Consider the following 23,497-nt stretch of genomic DNA (forward strand, 5'->3'; position numbering starts at 1 on the left):
AGCGTGTCGACAAATGCTTAGTTTCTAGGCAAAAGCGAGTACCAGCGCGGAGCATACTAGGGTATGTGAGCACTGGAACGGAGCTTTTAACGACGAAAATGAGCGTTTGTCGACACGCTGACGATTGGTATCCACACTTCACATTCATAATCGTCCGCCTTATTATCACCCGGTCCATAAACCTCTATCTCCGGCCCAGGTCCATGTTCATAGTCACTATTTGGCAACCACTCCGCATAGATTTTTTGCCACGTTTGTTGAATCGCGTCGGGCATCGCTCCCACTGAACGAAACACCGCCCACTGTAAACTCGGAACTTGCCATTTTTCCATGCCAGCAGGTGGCTCTCCGTCATTCTCCACCGCAATCCAATAATCCATTTCCTGTTTCGGCGCCTGCTCCTCAGAAACGCTGCAAATCCCCAAATAACGCGAAACCGCACCGTTCCCCAACGCCTCCAAACGCTCCATTGTCCCGTCCGACCACACTGCTTCCCAAAACTTCGGAATCTCGACTAAATTTTGCCCGGCGTTAAATGAAAATACTTTTTTGACCCCAATGACTTGAAAGCCTTCCTGTTCCACGATTTTATAGTCCATATTTCTACCCCTCTCAAAATCAGTTTTCCTTTACTCCACTCCAGTATACCTCTTTTGGAAGCAGATTTCTTTTCAAAACCTGTACCACACAAAATGCGCGAAATCAGAAAAAGAAGTTAGAGATTTTCTCCTGTACTAAGGCTATCATAAAGATATATTAAAAATACAAGGAGGATTCTCTATTCTTATGAAAAAATATGGACTTACACTCGTCGCACTGTGCTTCTTCTTAGTGCCGCATCTGATAAGCACACCAGCAACCGCAGAGACACGTGCACCAGCCTTTACGTCTAGCATTCCCAGTCCTGATTACGTCGTATTACAAATCACTGGTTCCGCGGCAACTGGAAATGAAGTGCTGAACTACTTGAAAAACATGGACTTGCAAGGGAATAAAATTAAGCGGCTAAAGATTATCGGCGACATGACAACGTATGGTAATCAAGGCGTGTATACCTTTCACGATTTGGAAGAACTTGAATTAGATGGTACCACAGAAGTTCCCAGCTTTTTAGCTTATCAAGCCCCTCATTTGAAAACACTGATTGATACGAACAAAACGATTAGAGCCATTGGGATGTATGCTTTTGCGTATAGCGGTTTGGAAGAAGTTGAACTGAATAGCGTCACATCACTGGATACAGGTGCTTTTCGAGAATGTCTATCACTCACCTCTTTCAAAAGTTCTACCCTGACAAGCTTGAATAACTGGGGATTTTCTGGCTGTACATTATTAACTATCTTTGAAGCACCAAATTTGTCGGGGGCAATCACAAGTACCGCACTCGAGAATACAAATATTGATACCCTAGATTTGCCTAATATAACAAGTGTTTCTCCGTGGATGCAACTAGGTGACCTCAAAAATTTGCGTGTACTAAAACTAAACGGTATTTCAATCGCTCCTAGAAATTTTCTGAATGCGATTAATTCTGAACGGTTAGAATATGTCGAGATTAAAAATACAGCATACGCCGAACAAGATATTGCCTTTTCTACTGGAAGCACCAATATTTCTAACCTTTTGATTCATGTTTCTGATAAAATGAATTTTGATGATATTAGCGATACTAGTTTACACACAAATACCGTTGTCGCTTCTCCAAAGGGCTCCACGGAACAATCCATAAAGGAAGGCGATCCGTTGACCATTTCAGCCTTCGATTTTAAAACTGCGCCAACAACAAATGTCGCATTCCAGTGGTTCAAAGATAACGCATTACTCGCAACAACGCCATCATTATTAGTGACGCCACAAGCACTATCCACACATTCCGGAACCATCACCGCTCGCTTTTTTATTAATAATCAAGCGACACCGACTAGTTGGCCAACCTCGGCGGAACATATCGTAAGCGTCCTCGCAGGCACGATTGGTTTTGGCGCCGTGTATCCCATCTTTTCATTCGAAGACTTTGCGATTTCCGAACGGGATCTTTTAGTGAAGCGTCGAGCATCTTCCACAGGTATTCAAATCCTAGACGAACGGTTCCACAAAAGCGACTGGGAGGTTCATGCAAAAATCAAAGCACCTTTAACCGATCCTATCTCAGCAAGAACGCTAGATAACGCATTGGTTTACGTCGATGAAACTGGCAACAAAACACCACTAACGAACGAAGCCCTCCCCGTCTATAAAAGTACGGCTAAAAATAACGCGACCGAAATTCAGTGGGCACAAGATCGCGGCATTTTGCTAAACATCGCAAGTCAGCAAGCCTTCGTCGGCAAGTTTAGCACAGAAATCCAGTGGGAACTCGTTCTCGCTCCATAGAAAAAATGCGCAGTTTAGGAAAATCTCCTAGACCGCGCATTTTTTAGTCTTTATAAATCGATTTCGTCTTATTGAGCCATGCATAGCCAAGTCCGATAACGAGACCACCGCCGACATAGTTTCCGAGTAATGCTAGAGAGAGGTTCGTTGATACGCTGCTCCATGTCATCGCGTCTAAGTGACCGCCTGAGGCAAAGAATGCCAGTGAGAATGACGAGAAGTTAGCGATAACGTGCTCGAAACCTAGGAAAGCAAAGATGAAGATAATGAAGACCATCGCGAAGATTTTTCCTGCATCGTCTTTCATCCGCATCGTACAAATAACCGCCGTGTTCACGACAATATTCGCAAATATCGCTTCAATAAAAATTTGTAATGGTTCTTTTTCGAGTTTGCCAGTAACGGCTGTGAATAAGAAATGGTCGGCTGGTAACGCGTGGAATGCCGATGTGAGTGACATCAAATACCCAGCCAAAATACCACCGATTAAATTACATAATATACAAAAAAATAAAATACCTAAAGCTTTACCGGGTTTAATGATTTTTTGGTAGACACCTGTTGTCATGTACATCATATTACTTGTACCGAGCTCGGCGTTCATATAAATAATCATTACAAGTGACCAGCTGAACATGAATGCATAAACGATTTTACCAAGTCCGTGTGCAAAATGATCCACCTTGTCGCCAATCATAACCGCAACCGCCGTTCCTAATGTTAAAAATAAACAAGCTAGCACAGCACGGAAAATATAACGGGCAACACTATGATGCACAAGATCGATTTTCTTACGCGTACTGTAATCGATTTTCTGCATTAATGTACTATTTTCTGAGTCCAAATTCTTCATCTCCATTAATCAGTTTTCATAACGCCACAACTTTACTATTGTAGCACGAAATAAGCGCTTTGAAAATAACCATTTTAACGATAATGAAATATTTTCACACTTTTTCTGAAAAGTTACTGAAACCGATTTATTTTTATGAATCTAGACTACCATTCCCATTGTGTTTGCTGGCTAAACATGAAAGCGTGCATCGCGTCCTTTATCTTATGCGAATATTAGAGAAGCTTTATAAATTTCTTTAAACTTTATTGGTAGCATGGAACGATATCATTTAATAAATCAGATGGAGGTAATGAAATGAAAAAGAAACTTATCGTGATAGCATCGATTCTGTTACTCATTCCCTGTTTAGTCGTTGGCGCTTCTTTCTTTCTGAAATCCGCGGATGTAGCAAAAGTAGACAAAAAAACGAGTAAACAAGAACCACCACGTCAACAAGCGCCAAAACAAGCCAGTGAACACAAAATTGCTTATTTGACCATTGATGACGGCCCGACAAAGTACATGTCAGCGATTGTAGCCGCACTAAAAAAGGAAAACGTGAAGGCTACTTTTTTCCTCGTTGGCAATAATATTACAGGAGACCGCAAACAGGCAGTCAAAGAAGCCGCCCAAGCCGGTAATAGTATAGGTATGCATAGTATGACGCACGACGCAAAAAAATTGTACAAAAATGGCCAGTTCATCCCAGAAATGGAACAAGAATCGACACTACTTAACAGCCTTCTAGGTAAGCAAATAAAGCTAATTCGGGCACCTTATGGCAGTACATATTTAAGTGCGATGCAAATCAAAAATGCGCAGGAAAAAAAGTACCGCCTACTTGATTGGAATATCGATAGTGAAGATTGGCGACACAAAGGAAAACCTCAAGAAATAGTGACCTCTATTAAGGAACAACTAGATAAATTCCATAAAATTTCCCCCGTTATTTTGGTACACGAAACAGAAGATACATTAAAAGCAATTCCCAGCTTAGTAAAAGCAATTCGAGAAAAGGGTTTTGAATTGATGCCTTATTTTGAGGATAATGACTTTCATCTGAATTTTCGGAAGGATCCAGATTTGTAATCAGTGCATAAAAGCACAACAAAAAACCACTGTGGTCAAAAAGAGCGTTTGGTCTTTCAGCGAAGCGACAAACGCTCATCTCCGTCGTTAAAAGCTGTGTTCCGGTGCTCATGTACCTTAGTACATTCCGCTTCGGTACTCGCTTTTGCCTAGAATCTAAGCATTTGTCGCTTCGCTGAGGTGTAGCATGACCTTTAAAATTAGACAATTAAACAAAATTTGGTGAAAAATACACAACAAAAAACCACCGCGGAAAGGGAGGAACCGCGGTGGTCAAAAAGGGAGTTTGGGATTTTATTCTCAGGGGAAAGAATAAAAATTTAATTTGTTAGCTTATAACTATATAATAACGGTCGTCGGGGAGATTTAGCTGTGATCTAGATTAGAATTTAATTAAAAAATAAACGGAGCTTAATCCTGGGCTTTTGGGGGCTGTGATTTTAACTAATTTATGGACATTCTCTAAAATAGCAAGATTGTCTATTAATGAGAATAAAATCATGTGGGAAAACCAAAAATAAAAGTGATAAAATACAGTTTATAGTAGTTAAGTAAGCGCTAACTTTAAATGATGGCGAAAAACGGCTATTTAATTGAACGCAACATTGTAGTTTTAGTTATTGCTGAAATGGTGGCGTGAAGAACCGCGTGATTTTCTCCAGGCTCTGCGTTTTTGAGAAAATATACTGTTTATTTGTCACATCTTGTTTTAGCGTATTCACTTGGTTTGGGCAATCTTGGTTCTGCTTTCGAAATGTTTTCGGGCTTACGCCATAAAAGCGCTGGAAGGAACTATTGAGATAACGCAAATCGGAAAAACCGCAAATGCCGCAAATAGTTAAGAGTGTGCTTTCTGTATGGATTAATAAATATTTCGCTTTTTCACATCGGAGAAGATTGACGTATTCTTGGAACGTTACACCAAAATTTTCGTGGAAAAAGTGCGATAAATAGGTAAATGATAGCGCTTCTTTCTCTGCTATGTCAGAAAGTAACAGCTTTTCTTGATAGTGTTTGGAAATGTAATCGCTTATTCTTTTGATTCTTTCGAGTTTTAATAGTAGCTGATCTTTCTTTTCTTCTTTCATTTGTTTGTGCGGGACGAGTTTCATTAAATCAAACATGATAATGGAGGAAAAGCCGTGGCACAGCAGTGAAAAGTAGGCTTCTTCTTTAAAATAGGCTTGACTTGCGGCTACTATATTTCCTAACAGACGCCGGCCCGTTTCGGAAGCTTCTAAGGTGATAGGCGTTGTGTCGAAATAAACCTCGTTAATTTGCGGGAAAAAAGCTTCAAAAATCTTTGGCGAAAATTGAAAAATTAATAACAATGCAGAATTTTTCGAATCTAATTCGTGTAATTGGCAGGAATTTAAGACAATAAAATCGCCTTTTTCGAGTGAAATTTTCTTGTTATTTGTCACAATATTTAGCGAACCACTTAGCAAATAGACGACTTCGATATCCATATGTAGGTGCATGCTACGATAATGCATCTCAATCAGAAAAACATGAATGTCTTGTACTTTACTATGTTCAATTAACTCAAATTCATTGGTCATGTTCCTTCCCTCCTCAATATTCTTACTATAAGCGAAATTGAAAGCGGAAGCAATATATAATTTATATCATCAAAGGAGGAAATGAATAGCGCAATCATTGTTTATACTACTAAAAATGGGGGATATTTATGAGATTATCAAAAAATTTAATTTACTTTTTCGGTGCTTTAGGTGGACTATTATTTGGTTATGATACTGGTGTCATTGCTGGAGCGCAGATTTTTATTCAGGATGAGCTTCAATTAAGTAATGGCGAGATTGGATTTGTCGTTAGTTGTATTTTGATTGGGGCGGTTGTCGGGGCGGTCTTAATTTCACCGTTATCGGATCGATATGGTCGTAAGAAAATGGTTATTTTGACGGCTTTTATTTTCTTTGTGGGAGCTTTGGGTAGCGCCTTATCGCCTGATGTGACGGCCTTAATTATTTCGCGGATGTTCTTAGGTGTTGCGGTTGGTGGAGCTAGTGCGCTTGTTCCGATGTACTTGGCCGAATTGGCACCAGCGAATCAGCGTGGAAGCTTATCTTCTTTGAATCAGTTGATGATTATGATTGGGATGTTGCTCGCTTACATTGCGAATTATGTTTGGCGGGATTCACCGATTGGTTGGGAATTGATGTTAGGTTTTGCTGCGGTGCCTGCACTTATTCTGTTTATTGGTGGCATTTTATTACCAGAATCACCGCGTTATTTGGTAAAAATCGGGAAACGTGCGGAAGCGGAAGCCATCTTGCTAAACATTCGTAGCAAGTCAGAGGCGGAAGCGGAAATCCTTGAAATCGAGGAGCAGAGTCATATTGAAAAAGGTCGTTTGAAAGATGTGTTTTCAAAATGGGTACGTCCATCCGTGATTGCGGCTTTTGGCTTAGCTATTTTGCAACAGTGGATGGGTTGTAATACGGTCTTTTATTATGCGCCGCGTATTTTAATGAGTGGTGGGACAGACGCTACTTCGGCGATTCAGACGCAAATTTTTCTAGGTATTTTCTATGTTATTGTAACTGCCGTAGCCGTGTCATTGATGGATCGGTTTGACCGGAGAAAAGTGCTGATGGTTGGGGCTTTGGCGATGGGCGTTTCGTTCTTTGCTTTATCTGCGGCGTTCCATTTAGAAGCGGATAAACCTGGATTCCATCTGTTCACCTTTATTTTCCTAGCTACTTATATTTCTAGTTTTTGCGCAACTTGGGGACCGGTTATGTGGGTTATGATCGGCGAAATCTTCCCGTTGCAAATTCGCGGTTTAGCTGTTGGTATCGCGTCGCTGGTGAACTGGGTGGCTAACTGGACTGTTTCGGTTAGTTTTCCGGTTTTAGAAGAAACGATTGGAAATGTGACGCTGTTCATTATTTTCGGACTGGTTTGCGTCGCTGCGGTATTCTTTGTTAAAAGCTTTGTATTTGAGACAAGAGGTTATACGCTAGAGGAAATTGAAGAAGCGTTAGTGAAAAATGAGACGAAGAAGTTGAATGATAAAAACGGGGCTTCTGTTGCGAAAGCGATTTAAGATTTGATTGAATGAGCATCGAGTAATGCTGAAGTAGGCACTACTCATGGGGTTTGTCAAGAAAAGTGTGTAATTAAGAAATAGGAATATAATGCGACACACGATTCTCAAGGGAATCCAAAAGAAGGAGCCAAGCGACCAGTTTTGAATGTGTCCCTCTGCCCATTTCGAATGTAGTTCTTTCACGCGTAAAAAAAGTCACAAAGAAAGGCGTTTTCCTGTGGGAAGGCGCCTTTCTTTGTGACTTTTCGAAAACTGGCATGGACACTCTCCACGGCATTCGTGGTATACATGATTTTACGGATGGCGCTGCCATAATCAAATAATTGTTCCACATGCTTGAAATTCCGTACCCAAACATCGAGGGCACCTGGATACTGACTCCACTGTTGTCGAAAGGTCTCTAATTGGCTTTGGCACGCTTTTAGTGAAGGCGCACCATACAATTTCTTAAGAGAAGCCGTAAAGGCTTTATAATCTTTGGATGGGACGTAACGAAGGGAATTCCGAACGAGATGGACGATGCAACGTTGGACAACCACTGTTGGGAAAATAGCTTTAGCGCCTTCTTCTAAACCAGATACACCATCCATCGAAAGGAAGAAGACATCCTCGACACCACGCGCTTTTAATTCATCAAAAATTTGCATCCATCTATTTTTGCTTTCACTCTCATTGAGCCAAAGGCCGAGTATTTCTTTGTCTCCCTGCAGTGTATAGCCTAGAATGGTATAGACGGCGTAGCCTTTGGCTTCATAACCATCTCGAATCGTTACGTACATGCAGTCCACGAATAAAAAGGCATAGCACTTAGACAATGGGCGACTCTGCCACGTTTCTAATTCTGGTAGGACTGTATCTGTGATGTTTGAAATCATTTCATGGGAAATTTGAAAACCATAAATATCTTCGATTGTCTTGGCTATATCTCGTTGTGACATACCACGCGCATACATAGCTAACACCTTATTTTCAATGGCGGAGACATCTTTCTGACGCTTCGGAATAAGTTGCGGGTCAAATGTACCAGAGCGATCTCGTGGCACATCAATAGGAACTTCGCCATAGCTTGTTCTCACCCTTTTAGTCCCATAACCATTACGCCGATTATCATCTTCCTTATCTTCACGAGAATGCGCGCTATACCCAAGATGATGTTCCATTTCTCCTTGTAATAATTGCTCAAAGAGCGGTCCAAATACGTCTTTTCAGGGCACTTTGCATCTCTTCCACAGACTCCGGCTGGTATTCTTCTACAATGGCTTTCGCAAGGGCAACGGTTTTAGGATCACGCTTTTTCTTGGGCATCGTATTCTCATCCTTTCCAGTTTTTTATTCATTGTACCAAAAAAGAAAAACTGCATAAACAATGAACCTAGGATTCATTATTTACACAGTTTATTTTACACTCCCCTACTCATGTGCCTAAATGGAAAAAATACGTATCGAAAATTAAATTTTCGATACGTATTTTTCTACTTTATTGTTCTGATACATCAAGAGTTAATCTTTTTAACTCTTCTGTACCTTTAGACATAACTACCTCTACTAATTGATCCGAACTCGAAATAAGATTCGTTACATCGACTTTGTATGTTAAGTCATCTGTATTTAACGCGCTATTTTTCTTAGCAACTCCATCGATATATATTACTACTTTCGTTGCATCTTTATCATATTCCCCTCGCACAAATGTATCACCTAGCATGTATTTATTTGCAGTTAGATTGTATACTTTTGTAACTCCTACCGTTACACGACTCAATTCTTTTGTTCCTTTAGACATAACTACTTCTACATGTTGCTTCTCGCTCGTAACTACATCACTTGCTACAACTTTATACGTTTTTGTTTCTAGGTCTAGTTGGCTATTTCGAACTGCGACACCATCCACATACAGCACTACTTTCGTTGCTTCCTCATCATATTGTCCAGAGATAAATTGATTAGAAATCGTATAATCTGATACTGTTAAAACATAGCTATCTGCTGGCTTATCTGCCACATTAACTGTCGTACGTTTTAATACCGTTGTGCCTTCTGATGCTACTACTTCTACAAGTTGATCTTTACTAGTCACCAGATCATTTGCTAAGACAGTATATGTGTTTGTTTCAGGGTCTATCTGGCTATTTCGTTTTGCTACACCATCCACATACAGTACAACTTTCGTTGCTTGGTCACCAACTTCTCCAGTAATATTTTTCTGACCCACCGTGTAATCTTCTGCTGTTAGTTGAAAGTCTTGGAATGTCAATTCTACATTCACGGACGCTACAGCTTCTCCGTTACTATTCAATCCTTTGACCAATACAACATCTTTCATGGAATCTACTTTACCACGTAGATAGGCCTTGATTGGTCCATTTTCTACATCTAGCTTATTCACAAGTGTGCCATTCACAAAAATTTGAGCTTCTTTAATGTCTGCACCTGTCGTACCAGTTAGATAAGTGTCTCGCTCAATATCAAATTTCGCTACATCTAGTGCATAATCTACAGCTTCCACTATAACCGTTTTTGGCGCACTTTCTACTTTTTTCGGTGCTTTTGCTGTGACTAAAATCTCAGTGCCACCTGCTTGTTCTTTGTCAATCACAATCTCAAATGCACCTGTTTCTGTCGCAGTTCCTTCTCCAATTACGGTGTCGCCTACTTTCACAATAATCGTGCTGTTTGGTTCTGCTAATCCAGAAACGCTCGTTTGTTTATCTGTGACTGGATATACTTCTGGTGTTGCTGTTTCTTCTCCTATCACCGTCACCTTAATTTCTAATGTTGTTGTTTGATCAAATGAATTCGTAACGCTGTATACGACTTTGTATTCCCCTGGTTTCGAGGTATCTACTGTATTTTCTATGACTTCGATGTTAGCTGTAATATCACCATCTTCTTCATCTGTCGCTGTTACGCCTTCTAATGGATTAAACTCATCTTCTAGATTCAGTGTTCTATCTATTGCTTCCATAACTGGCGGAGTGTGAACCACAACTTCTTCCACGTTAACTTTCGTGCGTTTTAATACCATTGTGCCATCTGATGCAACAACTTCCACAAGCTGATCTTTACTGGTAACATAATCATTAGCTAGAACCGTATACGTGTTGGTTTCTTTATCAAGTTGGCTATTTCGCATCACTGCACCATCCACATATAGTACTACTTTCGTCGCTTGCTCGCTAACTTCTCCAGTAATATTTTTCTGACCTACTGTATAGTCTTGCGCTGTTAGTTTGAAGTCTTGGAATGTCAATTCTACATTTATAGATGCGACAACCTCTCCACTGCTATTTAGTCCTTTTACTACTACCTCGTCTTCGATAGAGGTGACTTTACCACGTAGATAAGCTTTAATCGGTCCATTTTCTACATCTAATTTATTCACAAGTGTACCATTCACAAAAATTTGAGCTTCTTTAATGTCTACACCAGTTGTACCTGTTAAATAGGTATCTCGCTCAATGTCAAATTTCGCTACATCTAGTGCGTAATCTACGATTTCCACTACAACCGTTTTTGGCGCACTTTCTACTTTTTTCGGTGCTTTTGCTGTGACTAAGATCTCAGTGCCACCTGCTTGTTCTTTGTCAATTGCAATCTCAAATGCACCTGTTTCTGTCGCAGTTCCTTCTCCAATTACGGTGTCACCTACCTTCACAATAATCGTGCTGTTTGGTTCTGCTAATCCAGAAACACTCGTTTGTTTATCTGTGACTGGATATACTTCTGGTGTTGCTGTTTCTTCTCCTATCACCGTCACCTCAATTTCTAATGTTGTTGTTTGATCAAATGAATTCGTAACGCTGTATACGACTTTGTATTCCCCTGGTTTCGAGGTATCTACTGTATTTTCTATGACTTCGATATCAGCCGAAATATCGCCGTCTTTTTTATCTGTGGCTGTTACGTCTTCTAGTGGATTGAATTCATCTTCTAATTCCAGTGTTTTATCTGTTGCTTCAATTACTGGGGCAGTAGGCAGTGCAACAATAACCAAATATGTTTCACTATTACTAATATTATATGCATCCGTTGCTTCTACAACTACAGTATAAACCCCTGGTTTACTCATATCTACTGTATGACCCTTAACTACTAAACTTTCCGTGATATCCTTACCATCTCGGTCTTTCGCTGTTATATCTTTCAAAAAGTCGAATTCGTCTCCAACATATGCATTTATAATTGTTGATGGTATACTAATCACTGGCTTAGTTCTTACAGTAACGATCTGCGTAACATTAGTAGTCATCCCTTTAGAATCAGTCACTGATAGAACAACCATGTATTTACCTTCCTTGCTTGTATCTACGGTGTTCAAGATTACCTTAATATTGGCGGTGATATCACCATCTTCCGCATCTGTTGCTGTCACATCATCTAATGGGTTAAATGAACTACCTTGAGCAATCGTAATAATCTCATCTAAGTGAAAAACCGGTGGTTCATTTTTTTCTGTAACAAAGACTGTGATTGTTTTCGTTGCTTGTTTGCCTGTTAGTTTATTTACAGCAAGATAACTGACACTATAGTTACCTTCACTTGTAGTATTTACATCATTATAAGTTACCGTTAATTCCGCATCAATTGTTTGACCTTTGGAACCTACGACAGAAACGTCTTCTAATGGATTAAATGTTTCTCCAATTGTAATAACTTTGTCCTCAGCCTTAATAACCGGCTCTCCAATATCTGCTGATACGGTAACAATTATTGACTCAAAAACTTCTTCGACATCTCTAACAGCGTATACAACAGTATACTTCCCTTCTTTTGAAGTATCCACTGGCGTCCCTAAAACTTCCAAACGATTAGTGATATCATTTCCACTAGCGTCTTTTGCTGTAACGCCTTCTAATGGATTGAAATCAGAGCCCAATTCAATAAGTCTATCAGATGCATTAATCACTGGTTTTCCTATTTTTTGAGTCACTGTAACCGTGATTGTTTTGCGTGTTGTCAAACCACCTGAATCCGTTACAGAATATTCTACAAAATAAGTTCCTACTAACGCTGTATTTACTTCATTTCTTACAACGATGATTTTATTAGTAATATTTCCATCTTCAGCATCCATGGCTGTTACATTGTCTAATGGCTTAAATGTACTACCCACTATGATGCTTTTATTATCCGCATAAATAACTGGCGGTGTATTCGTTCTCTCTATCACCGATACAGTAATAGTCTTTGTTGTTGTCAAACCAGCTGCATTAGTAACGGAATATTCCACTAAATAACTTCCTACTAACGCGCTATTCACTTCATTTTTGGTGACCTTAATCACATCAGTAAGATCTCCGTCTTTTTCATCGGCTGCTGTTACCTCAGCTAGCGGGTTAAAATTTGCTCCTACCGTAATCGTTTTATCCGATGCATCAATAACCGGTGGCTTACTCGTTGCCGCCTTTACCGTAACAGTAATTGTTTTCGAGGTCTTCTTCCCATTAGAATCTACAACTTGATATATAACCCCATACATATCTGGTTTACTTGTATCCACTGCGCTATAAACAACTGTAATGGAACTTGTGATGTCATTGTTGGCAAAATCAAATGCCGATACGCCCTCCATTGGATCAAAAGTGTCACCTACTGTTATTGTTCTATCTGATGCATTAATAACTGGTGGCGCAACAGAAGTATTATTAGCAAATGTCCCACCTTGTATTTTCCCAATATTACCACTAGTAAATTTTCCAGTAAGATCACTATTATTAGTAACTAGGTTGGTCATCGTTTGTGAGTTAAGGTATCCTTTTAAATCAAAAGAGGCTGTAATGGTATCATCATACCTTAGATGAGGTGTCCCCACTACTGTACCTCTAATCCAAGCATTGATACCTATATTAGAATTGATGCTAACCTTCGTTGATCCTTTCCAAGCCGCAAAAACTGGTCCAGTAGCATTTTTGTTCTCAATCGAAAAATTTGAACCTGCTTTCAAATTTAAGTTTGCTCCAGTTTGAACAACACCTTCTTTACCTGACCCAATAACCTCAAAAACTGCTCCTGATTCAACATTAATCGTTCCATTAGTTGCAGAAATCGCCTCATGTCCAGTACTACCGGAAAATGCTTTAAGCTGACTTCCTGCAAGCATATTCATTGTAACATTAGAATCACCCATGTAAATGGCTTGTTGATTATTTGAAGTTAAGTCTAATTTCCCTGAATTGTTCAGCACAGCATCCGAACTAGTACATATAGCTCGTGCATTAGATACCACTTTCAGGCTAGCGTCTTTTTCGATTGTAATAACACCACCTGATGTAGCACTACGAATCGCAGCAATACTACTACTATGATCTGTAAAGTCAACAGTAGCTCCAGATTTCACGGTCAATCGCTTTCCTTGGAAAACTTCTTCTGGGCTCATTTTTGTCGTACTTTGCACTGTACTTTTAATATTTCCCTCTAAAATAAGTTCTCCATTTGGAAGGTAGATTAGCTGAGCACCAGTATGAGTCACATCTTTATACGTAACTACTACGTTTTGAGCAGAGCTCCAAAAAAGACCATAATGATCTGTATTTATAATATTTACATTTTCCATTCTCCCACTTGCTGATGCTGTTGTTAATTTTATTTCATATTTATTAGCATCAATTGTATAGCCATTACCCCTGATTGTTTTGTTACCAGTAACATTTAGGACGTTACCACCCATTTTAATATCGGCACCTAATTCTATTTCAGTCACACTTGTATTGGTTAATGCTGCTTTAAGCGCATCCCAAGTAGATACTGTAACAGCCGCCTTTGTTGTAATATTGCCTTCTGTGGCGAATACATCAACCGGTAATGTAGCTACCAACTGACTACCAATAATTGTAGCTACTAGTAGGGGTTTTGCTATTTTTTTCATTTTTCTTTGCATGTATTCTGCTCCTTTAAAATTGTATTTGTTAACTAACTTACGAAAGATAGCTGATTTCCAAATTAATCTGTCTGACATCTTCTTTCGACTTTTTCAGTATATAGCGATATATTATTTCATTCAACATCAAAAAATGGAGAGTTTTAGGAATAAGAGATATAAATTAGCACTCCAATATCATTTCAATACCCCATTATTAAGCAGAAGAGCGTTCCACGATTCCCATGCTCAAAATGTTTTATGCAACACCTCCTTTATATTTTGCCAAAATTTCTTAAGAGTTAGCTGATTATCATTTCTCTTAATTCTCTCCAATCCCGTTCCAATGGTGTATAGGATAGCTGGAATACCCTTTGCTCAATTAGCGTTGTATCCATCGGAAAGTTCGCCACAAATAGATCTACGTCTGTTTCTGTAATCCAAGCAGCATCAGGTTCTTGGTTTAATAGAAAACTGACTTTAACGTTGGGTATCTTTAGTCGGATTAGAGCAATAAGGTAGCTTAAATAAGTAGACTCTCCTGACAATACAAACGCAACATGATATTGTTTGCTCACTGTCGCATTTTTAAAAGCTACGGTCAGCATGGTTAAACTAGTTGCAACATCCTCCTTAAAGACTATATTTAATGATGAATTTTCCAACGCAAGTAGCCATTGTTTGTATATATACAAGCTATTCTCGCAAACCATCTCCTTAATCTCCTCTAAATTTTTTTCAAATAACGGCGTTAATTTATCTAAAAGAAGAATATTTGATATATACGATTCAAATACACTATAGAAAAGGGGAATGCCATCAAAAAAAAGGGTCAGAATTGGTTTTAAAAATGCTTCTATTTCTGTTTCGGCATTTTGGTCAAAGCGGCGATAATTAATGGCTTTAAATGAACTATGTTCTGTATATATGACTGTATCTAATATACCCACATAAGCAAAAACTTGCTCATCTAAAGGTAAATGAGTACTCCCAAAAACCGATTTGAAGTATCTATTATATGAATCTGCAAAAATTTTAAAAGAATCTTTATCTGTCACTGCTGAAATTACCTCTTGCGGAATTTGAATATAGTGATTATCTTTCATACGGTGTTCCACGATAAAAAGCCAACTTAGAATACGTTGATAATCTAATTTTACATTGCTCATTTCTTGACTTTGAGCGTACTCAATTAGACCAGAATAGAGCATATCATATTCTTCCTTCTCTCGGAATTTCGAGTTATGAGAATGAAGTACATCAAAGAAAAACTTACGGCATTCTACCTCTGATCCTTGGATTTCTATACTTGGTGTATATTTCAACTTAAGATTATAGCCCATCAGAATTTTTTTCAGCGCGGCTAAATAACGTTTTAAGCTCATCTCAGAAATAAACAATTGCTCTGCCCAATCTTGCACTGAAACATGCTCACCATGTATAAGAGCATTGATAATCTTATACAATGGTGATTCAAAAAGTAACTCAACAATAAATTGATTTATGCCTTCATTACCTATTTTATTTTTTTCTAAATAGTAGAGATTATACTTCTTTTTAATTTCTAATCCTTCTGGTAGCGCCTTATCAATATTTTGCAAGTCACTAATAATTGTCTTTACGGACACATCTAGCTTTACCGCCATTTCCATCGTACTAATGGGCGTGTCTGCCATATTCAGCATTTGTAATATTAATATTTCTCTTTTCACAGCCTTATCGATGATTAGCTCAAAATGAATATCCTTCAATTTAATCTCCTCCTCTTATCTTCTGGAAAATCATAACTGCGTTCGATCCACTTACATAGCGCTGATAAATCTACTATGTGACATTGTTGGTCTCTCCATGTTATAACATTATCTCCTAAAGAAGCCATAAAGCGCTTCATCGAAATTGCAGAAACATCAAACATAATCGCAATTTTGCGCAATACACTATTATTAAACATCTTTTTTGTCTCTTTAAGTGATGGCTCATTTACATATTCTTCAATCCAAACATCCATCAATGCCGACCTCCAACTACTAGTCATACAATAATTTTTCCATGAGGCTTTCTTTTTACACTTCATCTTTTCTAAATCATGACTTGTTATTCTGTATTTTGAAATTGTATCTCTAGGTATCTTCCAAAGTAATGTTTCGTCAATAAATACGGCTTCTTTCGCATGATCAGATAGAAAAACCTCTCCTCTACCTCTCACTACCCATATTTCCATATCATCTACCTGATACGAAAGACTCACTCCTCCTGTTTCAATAATAAATAAATCTTCATCGCAAACTTTATCCACCCCTACTAATTCTGCTGTTTCTTGAAATACAGGCTTATCTGCAAAGAAAAAGAAGTCCATTTCCATTTTCGTTCCCCCTATAGCTCAATTATTAGTTGTTTTCTCAAATACAGAAGTTGTTGCATATCCTTGTTTAGAAATCCCCTCACTGACTAGAATCTTCTGTATTGTTTTGAAAATGATTTGTAAATCTATCAAAAAGGAAACATTTTCAACATAGTAGGTATCTAGTCGAAATTTTTCTTCCCATGAAATTGCATTTCTACCATTCACCTGAGCCCATCCTGTCAATCCAGGTAAAATAGCATGGCGTTTTCTTTGTTCCGCTGTATATAAATCTAAATAGCTAACGAGTAAAGGCCTTGGCCCAATTAAACTCATATCCCCTTTTAAAATGTTAAAGAACTGTGGCAATTCATCTAGACTGCTTTTTCGAAGGTATCTCCCAAAGCGCGACATCCGTTCTTCATCTGGCAGTAAATTACCTGTCTTATCTCGCAAATCCTTCATCGTAGCAAATTTATAAATCACAAAAATGCGTTCATCCTTACCTACACGTGCTTGTTTAAACAGGGTATTGCCAATAAAAATCTTACTTAGGCACGCTATGGTAAACATGGGAATAATTAATAATAAAAGTACGGAAAGGGCAATAATAATATCACATAATCGTCTAGTTTTTAAATACATCCCTTAATTCCTCTCCTTTCGCCTTAATATTTGTTTGAATATTGGTAAATAAACTAAAATGATAGTCCCTAATAGAACGCTGTTGATGATATATATATATTCTGTAAAAAAAGTGTTATACATCCCTGCAAAAAACAAAAGTGCAATGGTACATAATTGCTTTTTCATGCGAATCCCTGGCCATTCACGGTTAGAAAGTATTGTTCGTAGAAGATAATAAGCAAAATAGGCAACTCCTATGCTCAATGATGCACCTTTTGCTCCGTAAATCGGCACTAACCAAAGAGCAAGTATAATATTCGTTATAACCGCTCCCACAGATACATAGATATTTAAATGGGTTTTTCTGCTAAATACAATACCGAGTGTTGTTGTTTCGCTGATAGTGTAGAGAATCGGGGCGAAACAAAGAAATGGAAATATATAAACAATCCCTGCGTACTCCTCCGTAAAAAGAAGTAGGATACTATTTTTTGCAAGTAACATGAGCAGAAATAAAACGGCAAAGCTACCTGTCACCATATCACTAACCCATTGGAAATAACGTATTTCTTTTTTCTCAGCATGCCACCTATATGCTGTCGGTATCCAAAAACTAGTAAAGCTAGACTGCACAATTTTTAATAGCCCTACGATTTTCAGAGCTGCTGTATATAGACCTAGCTCCGTATAGTCAGACCAAACCCCAATGATGAAGCGATCACTGGCCTGAAATATAGCTTCTATAGCAAATGCGATGAATACCGGAAAACCAAAAAGACACATTTTGCGAATAAGCTTTTTATCCAACTGAAAATCCTTCACATTTAAAAGAGATGCGGATAAAATAATAATGATAATATCTCCCATAATCTGACCGATAAGTGTTCCATATACTACGACTGTAAAATCACGTGTTCCAACAAAGAGAAATAGCAAAGTTACAACTAAAACCATCAACCTAATCATAATTGTTAAAAAGGAATAGCGCTTTGCTTTTTCTTCCATTCGAACTGCGAGCAGGAAGAATCGTTCAAAAACGAGAGTATATACGCTAATCACAAGCAAGTAAATGAGCATGGTCCCAGCCGTCTCATCGAATAACCAGACTGTAATATGGTGCCTAAAGAAAATAAGCAACAAGCTAATCAGCGTAGCAATAAGAAGCGGTATAACCATCGCATTTTGGATTAAATTTCTTTTTTCCGTAGTTTCGTTATATTCACGTGTGTATGCCTGATCAAGACCAAAATAGACATACGTAGCGATTAACATTTGAATAAGCAAGAACATGCTGGCTTTCCCGTATTCATCTGGCGAAATAAAGTAGGTAGTTACCGGAATCGTAATAAAACTGATTGCTGCACCAACAACTGGTCCTATCGAAAATTGAAAGAATCGTTTTATGCCACTATGCATCGATACGACCTGCGCACATCTCACTAAGTTGCATGTTCAATATATCGATGTTAAATTCCTCCATGACTGTTCGACGCGCATTTTTCATGAGTTCTTTTTTATTTATTAATGGCATGTTCAAAGCATCCGCAATCTTTTCGGCAAACATCAAAGAATCATTCTCTGGTGCTAGAAAACCATTATGACCATCTTTAATAAGTTCTGGAATTCCACTATGCTTGGTTGTAACAACTAGCTTACCTCGAGCCAATGCCTCCATCAGTGCAACTGGTATACCTTCCATATCACCATTTTTTGCTGTAAGGCTTGGTTGCAAAATAATATCTGCCTTTTCAATTTCTATGTGAACTTCTTCTTGATTTAACCATCCTGTAAAAGTCACTTTATCCTCCAGTTGCAGGTGCTTAGTCATCATTTTTAATACCTCTCGCTCTTCACCATCACCAATAATTCGTAATTCCACATCATAACCGAGCATTCGTAGATATTTCAAACTTGAGATCGCGATATCAATGCCTTTTTTCTCTGTTAATCTGCCAACTACTAGTAAACTGATTGCTTTGTTAGAGCTTTTAAATGTAGATTCTTGAAACTTAGACAAGTCAACTCCCATATGATGAACTTTCGTTTTTTCAGGATTTGCCCCGTAATTGATTAGCTTTTCTCGCCATAATTCACTGATAGGCAACAAGGTTATTTCTGACTTAAACAGAGGCGTGTAGATATCTTTTCCAAAACGCTTCACGAATCCAGTTAAGTCATTTCCATGAAAGAAGGTAAAGCTTTTTCCTATCATATTTTGCTCTAAAATACTCAAAATAAGACCGTTAGATCCATAATGAGCTATAAGTGTGTCATACTTTGATTGGTCCTTCAAATAGGGGGAAACAAGAAGGGGGCGGAAACTCCAGACGAATTTTCCGTATTTTTTTTGATTCAAGAGACGCATACCTGTTTTAGGAGCCTTTCGAATAATCCGAAAAGCTTTAACAAGTTTGGTGATTGGATTTTTAGGAATATTTACAAATTGAACTTTATTCATCAAGTCGTACTTCTCCACATCAGGATGAATTTTCCCGGTAGTTCGGGTCATCGCTAGAATAGAAATATCGTGTCCTTGGTCAATGAAACCCGTTATTTGATTTAAAATAAATGTTTCTGATAAAGCAGGGAAAGAGGAAACTATAAATAAAACTTTCATTTTTGTGACTCACTTTCTGATAGATTGCTCTAAGGCAAGTTCTAATTGATTTACTAATTTTTTGCGATCAAAACGTTCTTCTGCTAATCTTCGTGCATTTTTACCTAATTCAGCTACAAGAGGCCTTGCATGTGATAAAACCTCAATTACTCGCACTAAATCGGAGGGGTGCTTTGGTTGGACATATACGCCTGCTCCCGTTTCTTCAAGCATGGCTTTCATCCATCCATCGCAATTCACAATAGTCGGTTTTCCTGCTGCCAATGAATCGAAAAACTTATTTGGTGACGCCATCTCAAGGACTGGATGATTCTTCACTGACATAATCGTCGCGTCAGCTGTACTAAGCAGCTCTGGGATTCTTTTCTTTGGTAATTTTCCCGTAAAAATAACATTATTTAGTTCATAATCCTTACATAATTGCTCTAACTCTGTACGCTTCCCACCATCGCCTGTTAATAAAATTCTGACGTGATGTTGTCCTTTATCTCTAAGTAATCTCGCTGTCTCAATTAAATATTCAAGTCCATTAATAACACCTAGTGAGCCTGCGTGTACTAAAACAAATTTATCTAGAAGCCCCCACTCGGTGCGCAGTGCATCGGATTCATCTATATCAAAAAGCTCCAAATCCGCACTATTAGGGATAACAACTACCTTCTCTTTTGAAACGCCTTGCTGTAAAATTCCTTCTGCCATTCCAGGGGATAAGGCTACAATCTTGCTTGCTTTCTTATAGACCAGCTTTTCTAGTTTTTGCAAGCTTTTGAGTACCCAACCATCTTTTAAATAACCTAACTTGTATGGGGCTTCTGGCCATAAATCTCGTACTTCAAATACAAATGGAATTTTTGCCTTCCAGGATAGAAACATAGCAGGAACAGCAATGGTAAGCGGCGTGGAGGTTGCAAAAATCACATCATATTCTTGTTTATTCATCTTGAAAAAGCAAGCTTGTATTAAGAAAATGAGGAAAGCCCAAATTCGACGCCATTTTCCAAATTGATTTTCGTATCGATTCTTAATTGCACGGATTGTAATGCCATCTAAATTATAGGTTGCTGCTATTTTTTTCTGACCAGCCGTCAAATGTTCTAATTGCGAGTCGCCGGTTAGAACTGTGACATCATGACCTTTTTCCAGAAGTAACTTAGCAAATTCATAAGAACGTGTCCCCGTTGCACTTTCACATGTGGCAAAATATTGATGAATATATAGAATCTTCAACTTACTCTCCCCCCATTTGGAGATAGTTCTTGATCAAGTAGATTACCCGCTCTTGCTCTTCGTTTTGTAGCTGACTACCTGATGGTAAGCATAACCCACTTTGAAATAGCTCCTCAGATACGGCTTTATCCTCTATTTTCACAAAATCAATATCCTTTAAAAAGGGTTGTTGATGCATCGGATTCCACACAAGTCGACTTTCTATATTTTCTTTTTCCAAAAAGTACATCAAATCGTGTGGATTTTTGTCTGGAATTAAAATAACGGAAAGCCAACGATTAGAGACAACCCCATTTTGGTCAATGGGCATCATTTCAACTTCTGTACTATGAAACGCCTGCTGATATTTTGTGAAAACTGCGCGTTTCTTTTGTATTTTGTCATCTAGCGTAGTTAATTGTGCTCTACCTATTCCTGCCAAAACGTTACTCAATCTGTAATTATAGCCTACTGTTTCATGCAAATAATATGGTGCTGTGCTCTTGGCTTGTTGGGATAGGTACTTGATTTGATCAGCCCATTCCTTCTTATCAGTAACAACCATCCCACCACCTGATGTTGTAATAATTTTATTGCCATTGAAAGAATATACACCTATATCGCCGATGGTTCCTGTTTGTTTTCCAGCGTATGTTGTTCCTAACGATTCACATGCATCTTCAATTAATAGTGCGCCATTAGCATCACAAAGTTGCTTAATTCGAGCCATATCTGCTGCTTGTCCATAGATATGCGTTACGATGACTGCTTTTGGCTTTCTTGTTTTAAACGCAAGTTCCAATGCAGCCGTTGACATATTCCATGTGTTATAATCTGAATCAATCAAAACTGGAATCGCTTTTTGATAGAGGACTGGGTTTACTGAGGCTGCAAACGTGAAGCTCTGGCAAAATACGACATCCCCTTCTCCAACACCTGCCGCAAGAAGGGCTAAGTGTAGTCCTGCTGTTCCAGACGATACAGCCACTGCGTGTTTCGCGCCAACATAAGTCGCAAGCTCCTCTTCAAAAGTATCGACATGAGGTCCTACAGGCGCAATCCAATTCGTATCAAAAGCTTCTTTAATGTAATCCAGTTCTGTACCAGCCATATCTGGCGGTGAAAGTAATATTTTATCCACCACTTATTTGCCACCGCCAATTTTAAATACTTTGTCAGAATTGGCTTTGTACAAATTACGCATGTCGACAATCGTCTTACTTTCTACAAAAAGCTGCTCATAATCGAGCGTACTGTGTTTCGTCAATATGACAACACAATCATAGGCTGCGAAATCACATCGCTCATTTTGAATCACTGAGACGATTTGTTTATCTTTGTCTTTAAATTGTGTCACGAAAGGATCGAGCACAGAAATATTTGTCTGGTTTTCACGAAGTATTTCATAAATATCAAGCGTTGGCGATTCGCGTACGTCATTGATGTCTGCTTTATAACCCGCACCCACAAGCAGTACTTTCGCGTCTTTCAAAGATTTACCTTGCGTATTGAGTGCATCGCGAATCTTATCTACAACACGATATGGCATATTCATATTAATTTCTTGCGCCGTTTCAATGAACTTATTGAAAAACTTACTCTGCTTTCCTTTCCAGTGAAGGTACATCGGATCAAGCGGAATACAATGTCCACCTACCCCTGGACCTGGATAAAATGGCATAAATCCAAATGGCTTGGTAGCAGCTGCATCAATTGTTTCCCAAATATCCAGTCCCATTCGCTCACACATCATCGCCATTTCATTCACAAATGCAATATTAATGCTACGAAATGTATTTTCAAGCAATTTACTCATTTCTGCTGTTTCGGGAGAACTCACTAAAACTAGCTGATCTAATACTGATCCATATAACTGTTCTGCCAATTCAGAACATTCCGCTGTTAATCCACCGATAACTTTAGGAATACTTTTCGTTTGAAATTTGGCATTACCGGGGTCAACTCTTTCAGGAGAGAAACATAAGAAGTAGTCCTCTTTCACACGCTTCCCTGCTGTTTCAAAACGATCTGCAAATAGTTCTCTTGTTGTTCCAGGATACGTTGTACTTTCGAGCAAAATCAAAATTGGATTTTGCATATACTTCACGAGTTTTTCTGCTGTAAATGTCATGAAACTAATATCTGGTTCTTGATTTTCATTAAGCGGCGTTGGTACACAGACACTGACCGCATCTAAATCTTTTAGTGCAGAGAAATCGTTAGTTGCTTCAAAACGACCATTCCGAACAGCATCGCTAACAAGTTCTGATGGCACATCTAAAATATGTGATTTTCCATCATTTAAGCTTGTTATTTTTTGTAGATCGATATCAATTCCTGTCACTTCATAACCTGATGCAGCTAGCTCCATTGCGAGTGGTAGTCCTACGTAGCCCAACCCAATAACGCCTACTTTTGCTTGCTTTGTTTTTATTTTGTGCATCAATAATTCTTTTGTTTTAGATGTTATATCTATCATT

At 38.5% G+C, this 23,497-nt stretch carries 15 protein-coding genes and 1 pseudogene; 3 read left to right on the plus strand and 13 right to left on the minus strand.

The features are described 5' to 3' along the window. Nucleotides 1–86: 86 nt before the first annotated feature. Entirely contained in the window at nucleotides 87–599 is a 513-nt protein-coding gene (locus DUK53_RS11555; protein ID WP_036090922.1) for a GyrI-like domain-containing protein, read from the minus strand. Nucleotides 600–786: 187 nt separating this feature from the next. Between DUK53_RS11555 and DUK53_RS11560 the strand changes: the two genes are divergently transcribed. Then, on the plus strand, nucleotides 787–2,373 hold the full coding sequence (locus DUK53_RS11560) for a leucine-rich repeat protein (RefSeq protein WP_036133037.1): 1,587 nt from the start codon (nucleotides 787–789) through the stop codon (nucleotides 2,371–2,373). Between the two features lie 43 nt (nucleotides 2,374–2,416). Here the strand turns inward: DUK53_RS11560 and DUK53_RS11565 are convergent, their stop codons facing one another. Beyond that, nucleotides 2,417–3,217, minus strand: coding sequence for a formate/nitrite transporter family protein (locus tag DUK53_RS11565; RefSeq protein WP_036090918.1), 801 nt, complete (start codon nucleotides 3,215–3,217; stop codon nucleotides 2,417–2,419). Between the two features lie 306 nt (nucleotides 3,218–3,523). Between DUK53_RS11565 and DUK53_RS11570 the strand changes: the two genes are divergently transcribed. Beyond that, nucleotides 3,524–4,297 (plus strand): polysaccharide deacetylase family protein, encoded by a 774-nt coding sequence (locus tag DUK53_RS11570; RefSeq protein ID WP_052165035.1) that lies wholly within the window; start codon nucleotides 3,524–3,526, stop codon nucleotides 4,295–4,297. Nucleotides 4,298–4,914: 617 nt separating this feature from the next. On the opposite strand, the gene DUK53_RS11575 is transcribed toward DUK53_RS11570, so the two are convergent. Beyond that, on the minus strand, nucleotides 4,915–5,859 hold the full coding sequence (locus tag DUK53_RS11575; protein WP_036090915.1) for an AraC family transcriptional regulator: 945 nt from the start codon (nucleotides 5,857–5,859) through the stop codon (nucleotides 4,915–4,917). 128 nt (nucleotides 5,860–5,987) lie between these two features. Between DUK53_RS11575 and DUK53_RS11580 the strand changes: the two genes are divergently transcribed. Then, the gene (locus tag DUK53_RS11580; RefSeq protein WP_124892741.1) at nucleotides 5,988–7,367 is read left to right on the plus strand and encodes a sugar porter family MFS transporter; all 1,380 of its coding nucleotides are present in this window, start codon (nucleotides 5,988–5,990) and stop codon (nucleotides 7,365–7,367) included. 73 nt (nucleotides 7,368–7,440) lie between these two features. On the opposite strand, the pseudogene DUK53_RS11585 reads toward DUK53_RS11580, so the two are convergent. From DUK53_RS11585 to DUK53_RS11630, 10 genes and pseudogenes are all read right to left on the minus strand, one after another. Further along, a pseudogene (locus DUK53_RS11585) lies at nucleotides 7,441–8,675 on the minus strand (IS256 family transposase). 172 nt (nucleotides 8,676–8,847) lie between these two features. After that, on the minus strand, nucleotides 8,848–14,247 hold the full coding sequence (locus tag DUK53_RS11590) for an immunoglobulin-like domain-containing protein (RefSeq protein WP_036133040.1): 5,400 nt from the start codon (nucleotides 14,245–14,247) through the stop codon (nucleotides 8,848–8,850). Between the two features lie 281 nt (nucleotides 14,248–14,528). Then, entirely contained in the window at nucleotides 14,529–15,977 is a 1,449-nt protein-coding gene (locus DUK53_RS11595) for an AcpB/EbpR/MafR family transcriptional regulator (RefSeq protein ID WP_036133042.1), read from the minus strand. Next, nucleotides 15,974–16,588, minus strand: a complete 615-nt coding sequence (locus DUK53_RS11600; protein WP_036133044.1) for a hypothetical protein — start codon at nucleotides 16,586–16,588, stop codon at nucleotides 15,974–15,976. The genes DUK53_RS11595 and DUK53_RS11600 overlap by 4 nt, the downstream gene beginning before the upstream one ends. A gap of 18 nt (nucleotides 16,589–16,606) precedes the next feature. After that, nucleotides 16,607–17,212 (minus strand): sugar transferase, encoded by a 606-nt coding sequence (locus tag DUK53_RS11605; protein ID WP_036133046.1) that lies wholly within the window; start codon nucleotides 17,210–17,212, stop codon nucleotides 16,607–16,609. Between the two features lie 3 nt (nucleotides 17,213–17,215). Next, complete coding sequence (locus DUK53_RS11610; protein WP_036133048.1) at nucleotides 17,216–18,610, minus strand: lipopolysaccharide biosynthesis protein; 1,395 nt, start codon at nucleotides 18,608–18,610, stop codon at nucleotides 17,216–17,218. After that, nucleotides 18,603–19,811, minus strand: a complete 1,209-nt coding sequence (locus tag DUK53_RS11615; RefSeq protein ID WP_036133051.1) for a glycosyltransferase — start codon at nucleotides 19,809–19,811, stop codon at nucleotides 18,603–18,605. The genes DUK53_RS11610 and DUK53_RS11615 overlap by 8 nt, the downstream gene beginning before the upstream one ends. Nucleotides 19,812–19,820: 9 nt before the next feature. Then, nucleotides 19,821–21,038, minus strand: a complete 1,218-nt coding sequence (locus DUK53_RS11620) for a glycosyltransferase family 4 protein (RefSeq protein WP_052165036.1) — start codon at nucleotides 21,036–21,038, stop codon at nucleotides 19,821–19,823. Between the two features lies 1 nt (nucleotide 21,039). After that, entirely contained in the window at nucleotides 21,040–22,161 is a 1,122-nt protein-coding gene (locus DUK53_RS11625; protein ID WP_036133052.1) for a DegT/DnrJ/EryC1/StrS family aminotransferase, read from the minus strand. Next, nucleotides 22,162–23,496, minus strand: coding sequence for a nucleotide sugar dehydrogenase (locus tag DUK53_RS11630; RefSeq protein WP_036133054.1), 1,335 nt, complete (start codon nucleotides 23,494–23,496; stop codon nucleotides 22,162–22,164). Nucleotide 23,497: the final 1 nt, after the last annotated feature.

The organism is Listeria sp. SHR_NRA_18 (assembly GCF_003856515.1).
In the GTDB taxonomy this organism is placed as follows: Bacteria; Bacillota; Bacilli; order Lactobacillales; family Listeriaceae; genus Listeria_A; species Listeria_A newyorkensis.

Bases quoted from the DNA above. Each gene is read 5' to 3' on its own strand.
- DUK53_RS11555 (WP_036090922.1), bottom strand. From the start codon at position 599: ATGGACTATAAAATCGTGGAACAGGAAGGCTTTCAAGTCATTGGGGTC.
- DUK53_RS11560 (WP_036133037.1), top strand. From the start codon at position 787: ATGAAAAAATATGGACTTACACTCGTCGCACTGTGCTTCTTCTTAGTG.
- DUK53_RS11570 (WP_052165035.1), top strand. From the start codon at position 3,524: ATGAAAAAGAAACTTATCGTGATAGCATCGATTCTGTTACTCATTCCC.
- DUK53_RS11575 (WP_036090915.1), bottom strand. From the start codon at position 5,859: ATGACCAATGAATTTGAGTTAATTGAACATAGTAAAGTACAAGACATT.
- DUK53_RS11580 (WP_124892741.1), top strand. From the start codon at position 5,988: ATGAGATTATCAAAAAATTTAATTTACTTTTTCGGTGCTTTAGGTGGA.
- DUK53_RS11590 (WP_036133040.1), bottom strand. From the start codon at position 14,247: ATGCAAAGAAAAATGAAAAAAATAGCAAAACCCCTACTAGTAGCTACA.
- DUK53_RS11600 (WP_036133044.1), bottom strand. From the start codon at position 16,588: ATGGAAATGGACTTCTTTTTCTTTGCAGATAAGCCTGTATTTCAAGAA.
- DUK53_RS11605 (WP_036133046.1), bottom strand. From the start codon at position 17,212: ATGTATTTAAAAACTAGACGATTATGTGATATTATTATTGCCCTTTCC.
- DUK53_RS11610 (WP_036133048.1), bottom strand. From the start codon at position 18,610: ATGCATAGTGGCATAAAACGATTCTTTCAATTTTCGATAGGACCAGTT.
- DUK53_RS11615 (WP_036133051.1), bottom strand. From the start codon at position 19,811: ATGAAAGTTTTATTTATAGTTTCCTCTTTCCCTGCTTTATCAGAAACA.
- DUK53_RS11630 (WP_036133054.1), bottom strand. From the start codon at position 23,496: ATGATAGATATAACATCTAAAACAAAAGAATTATTGATGCACAAAATA.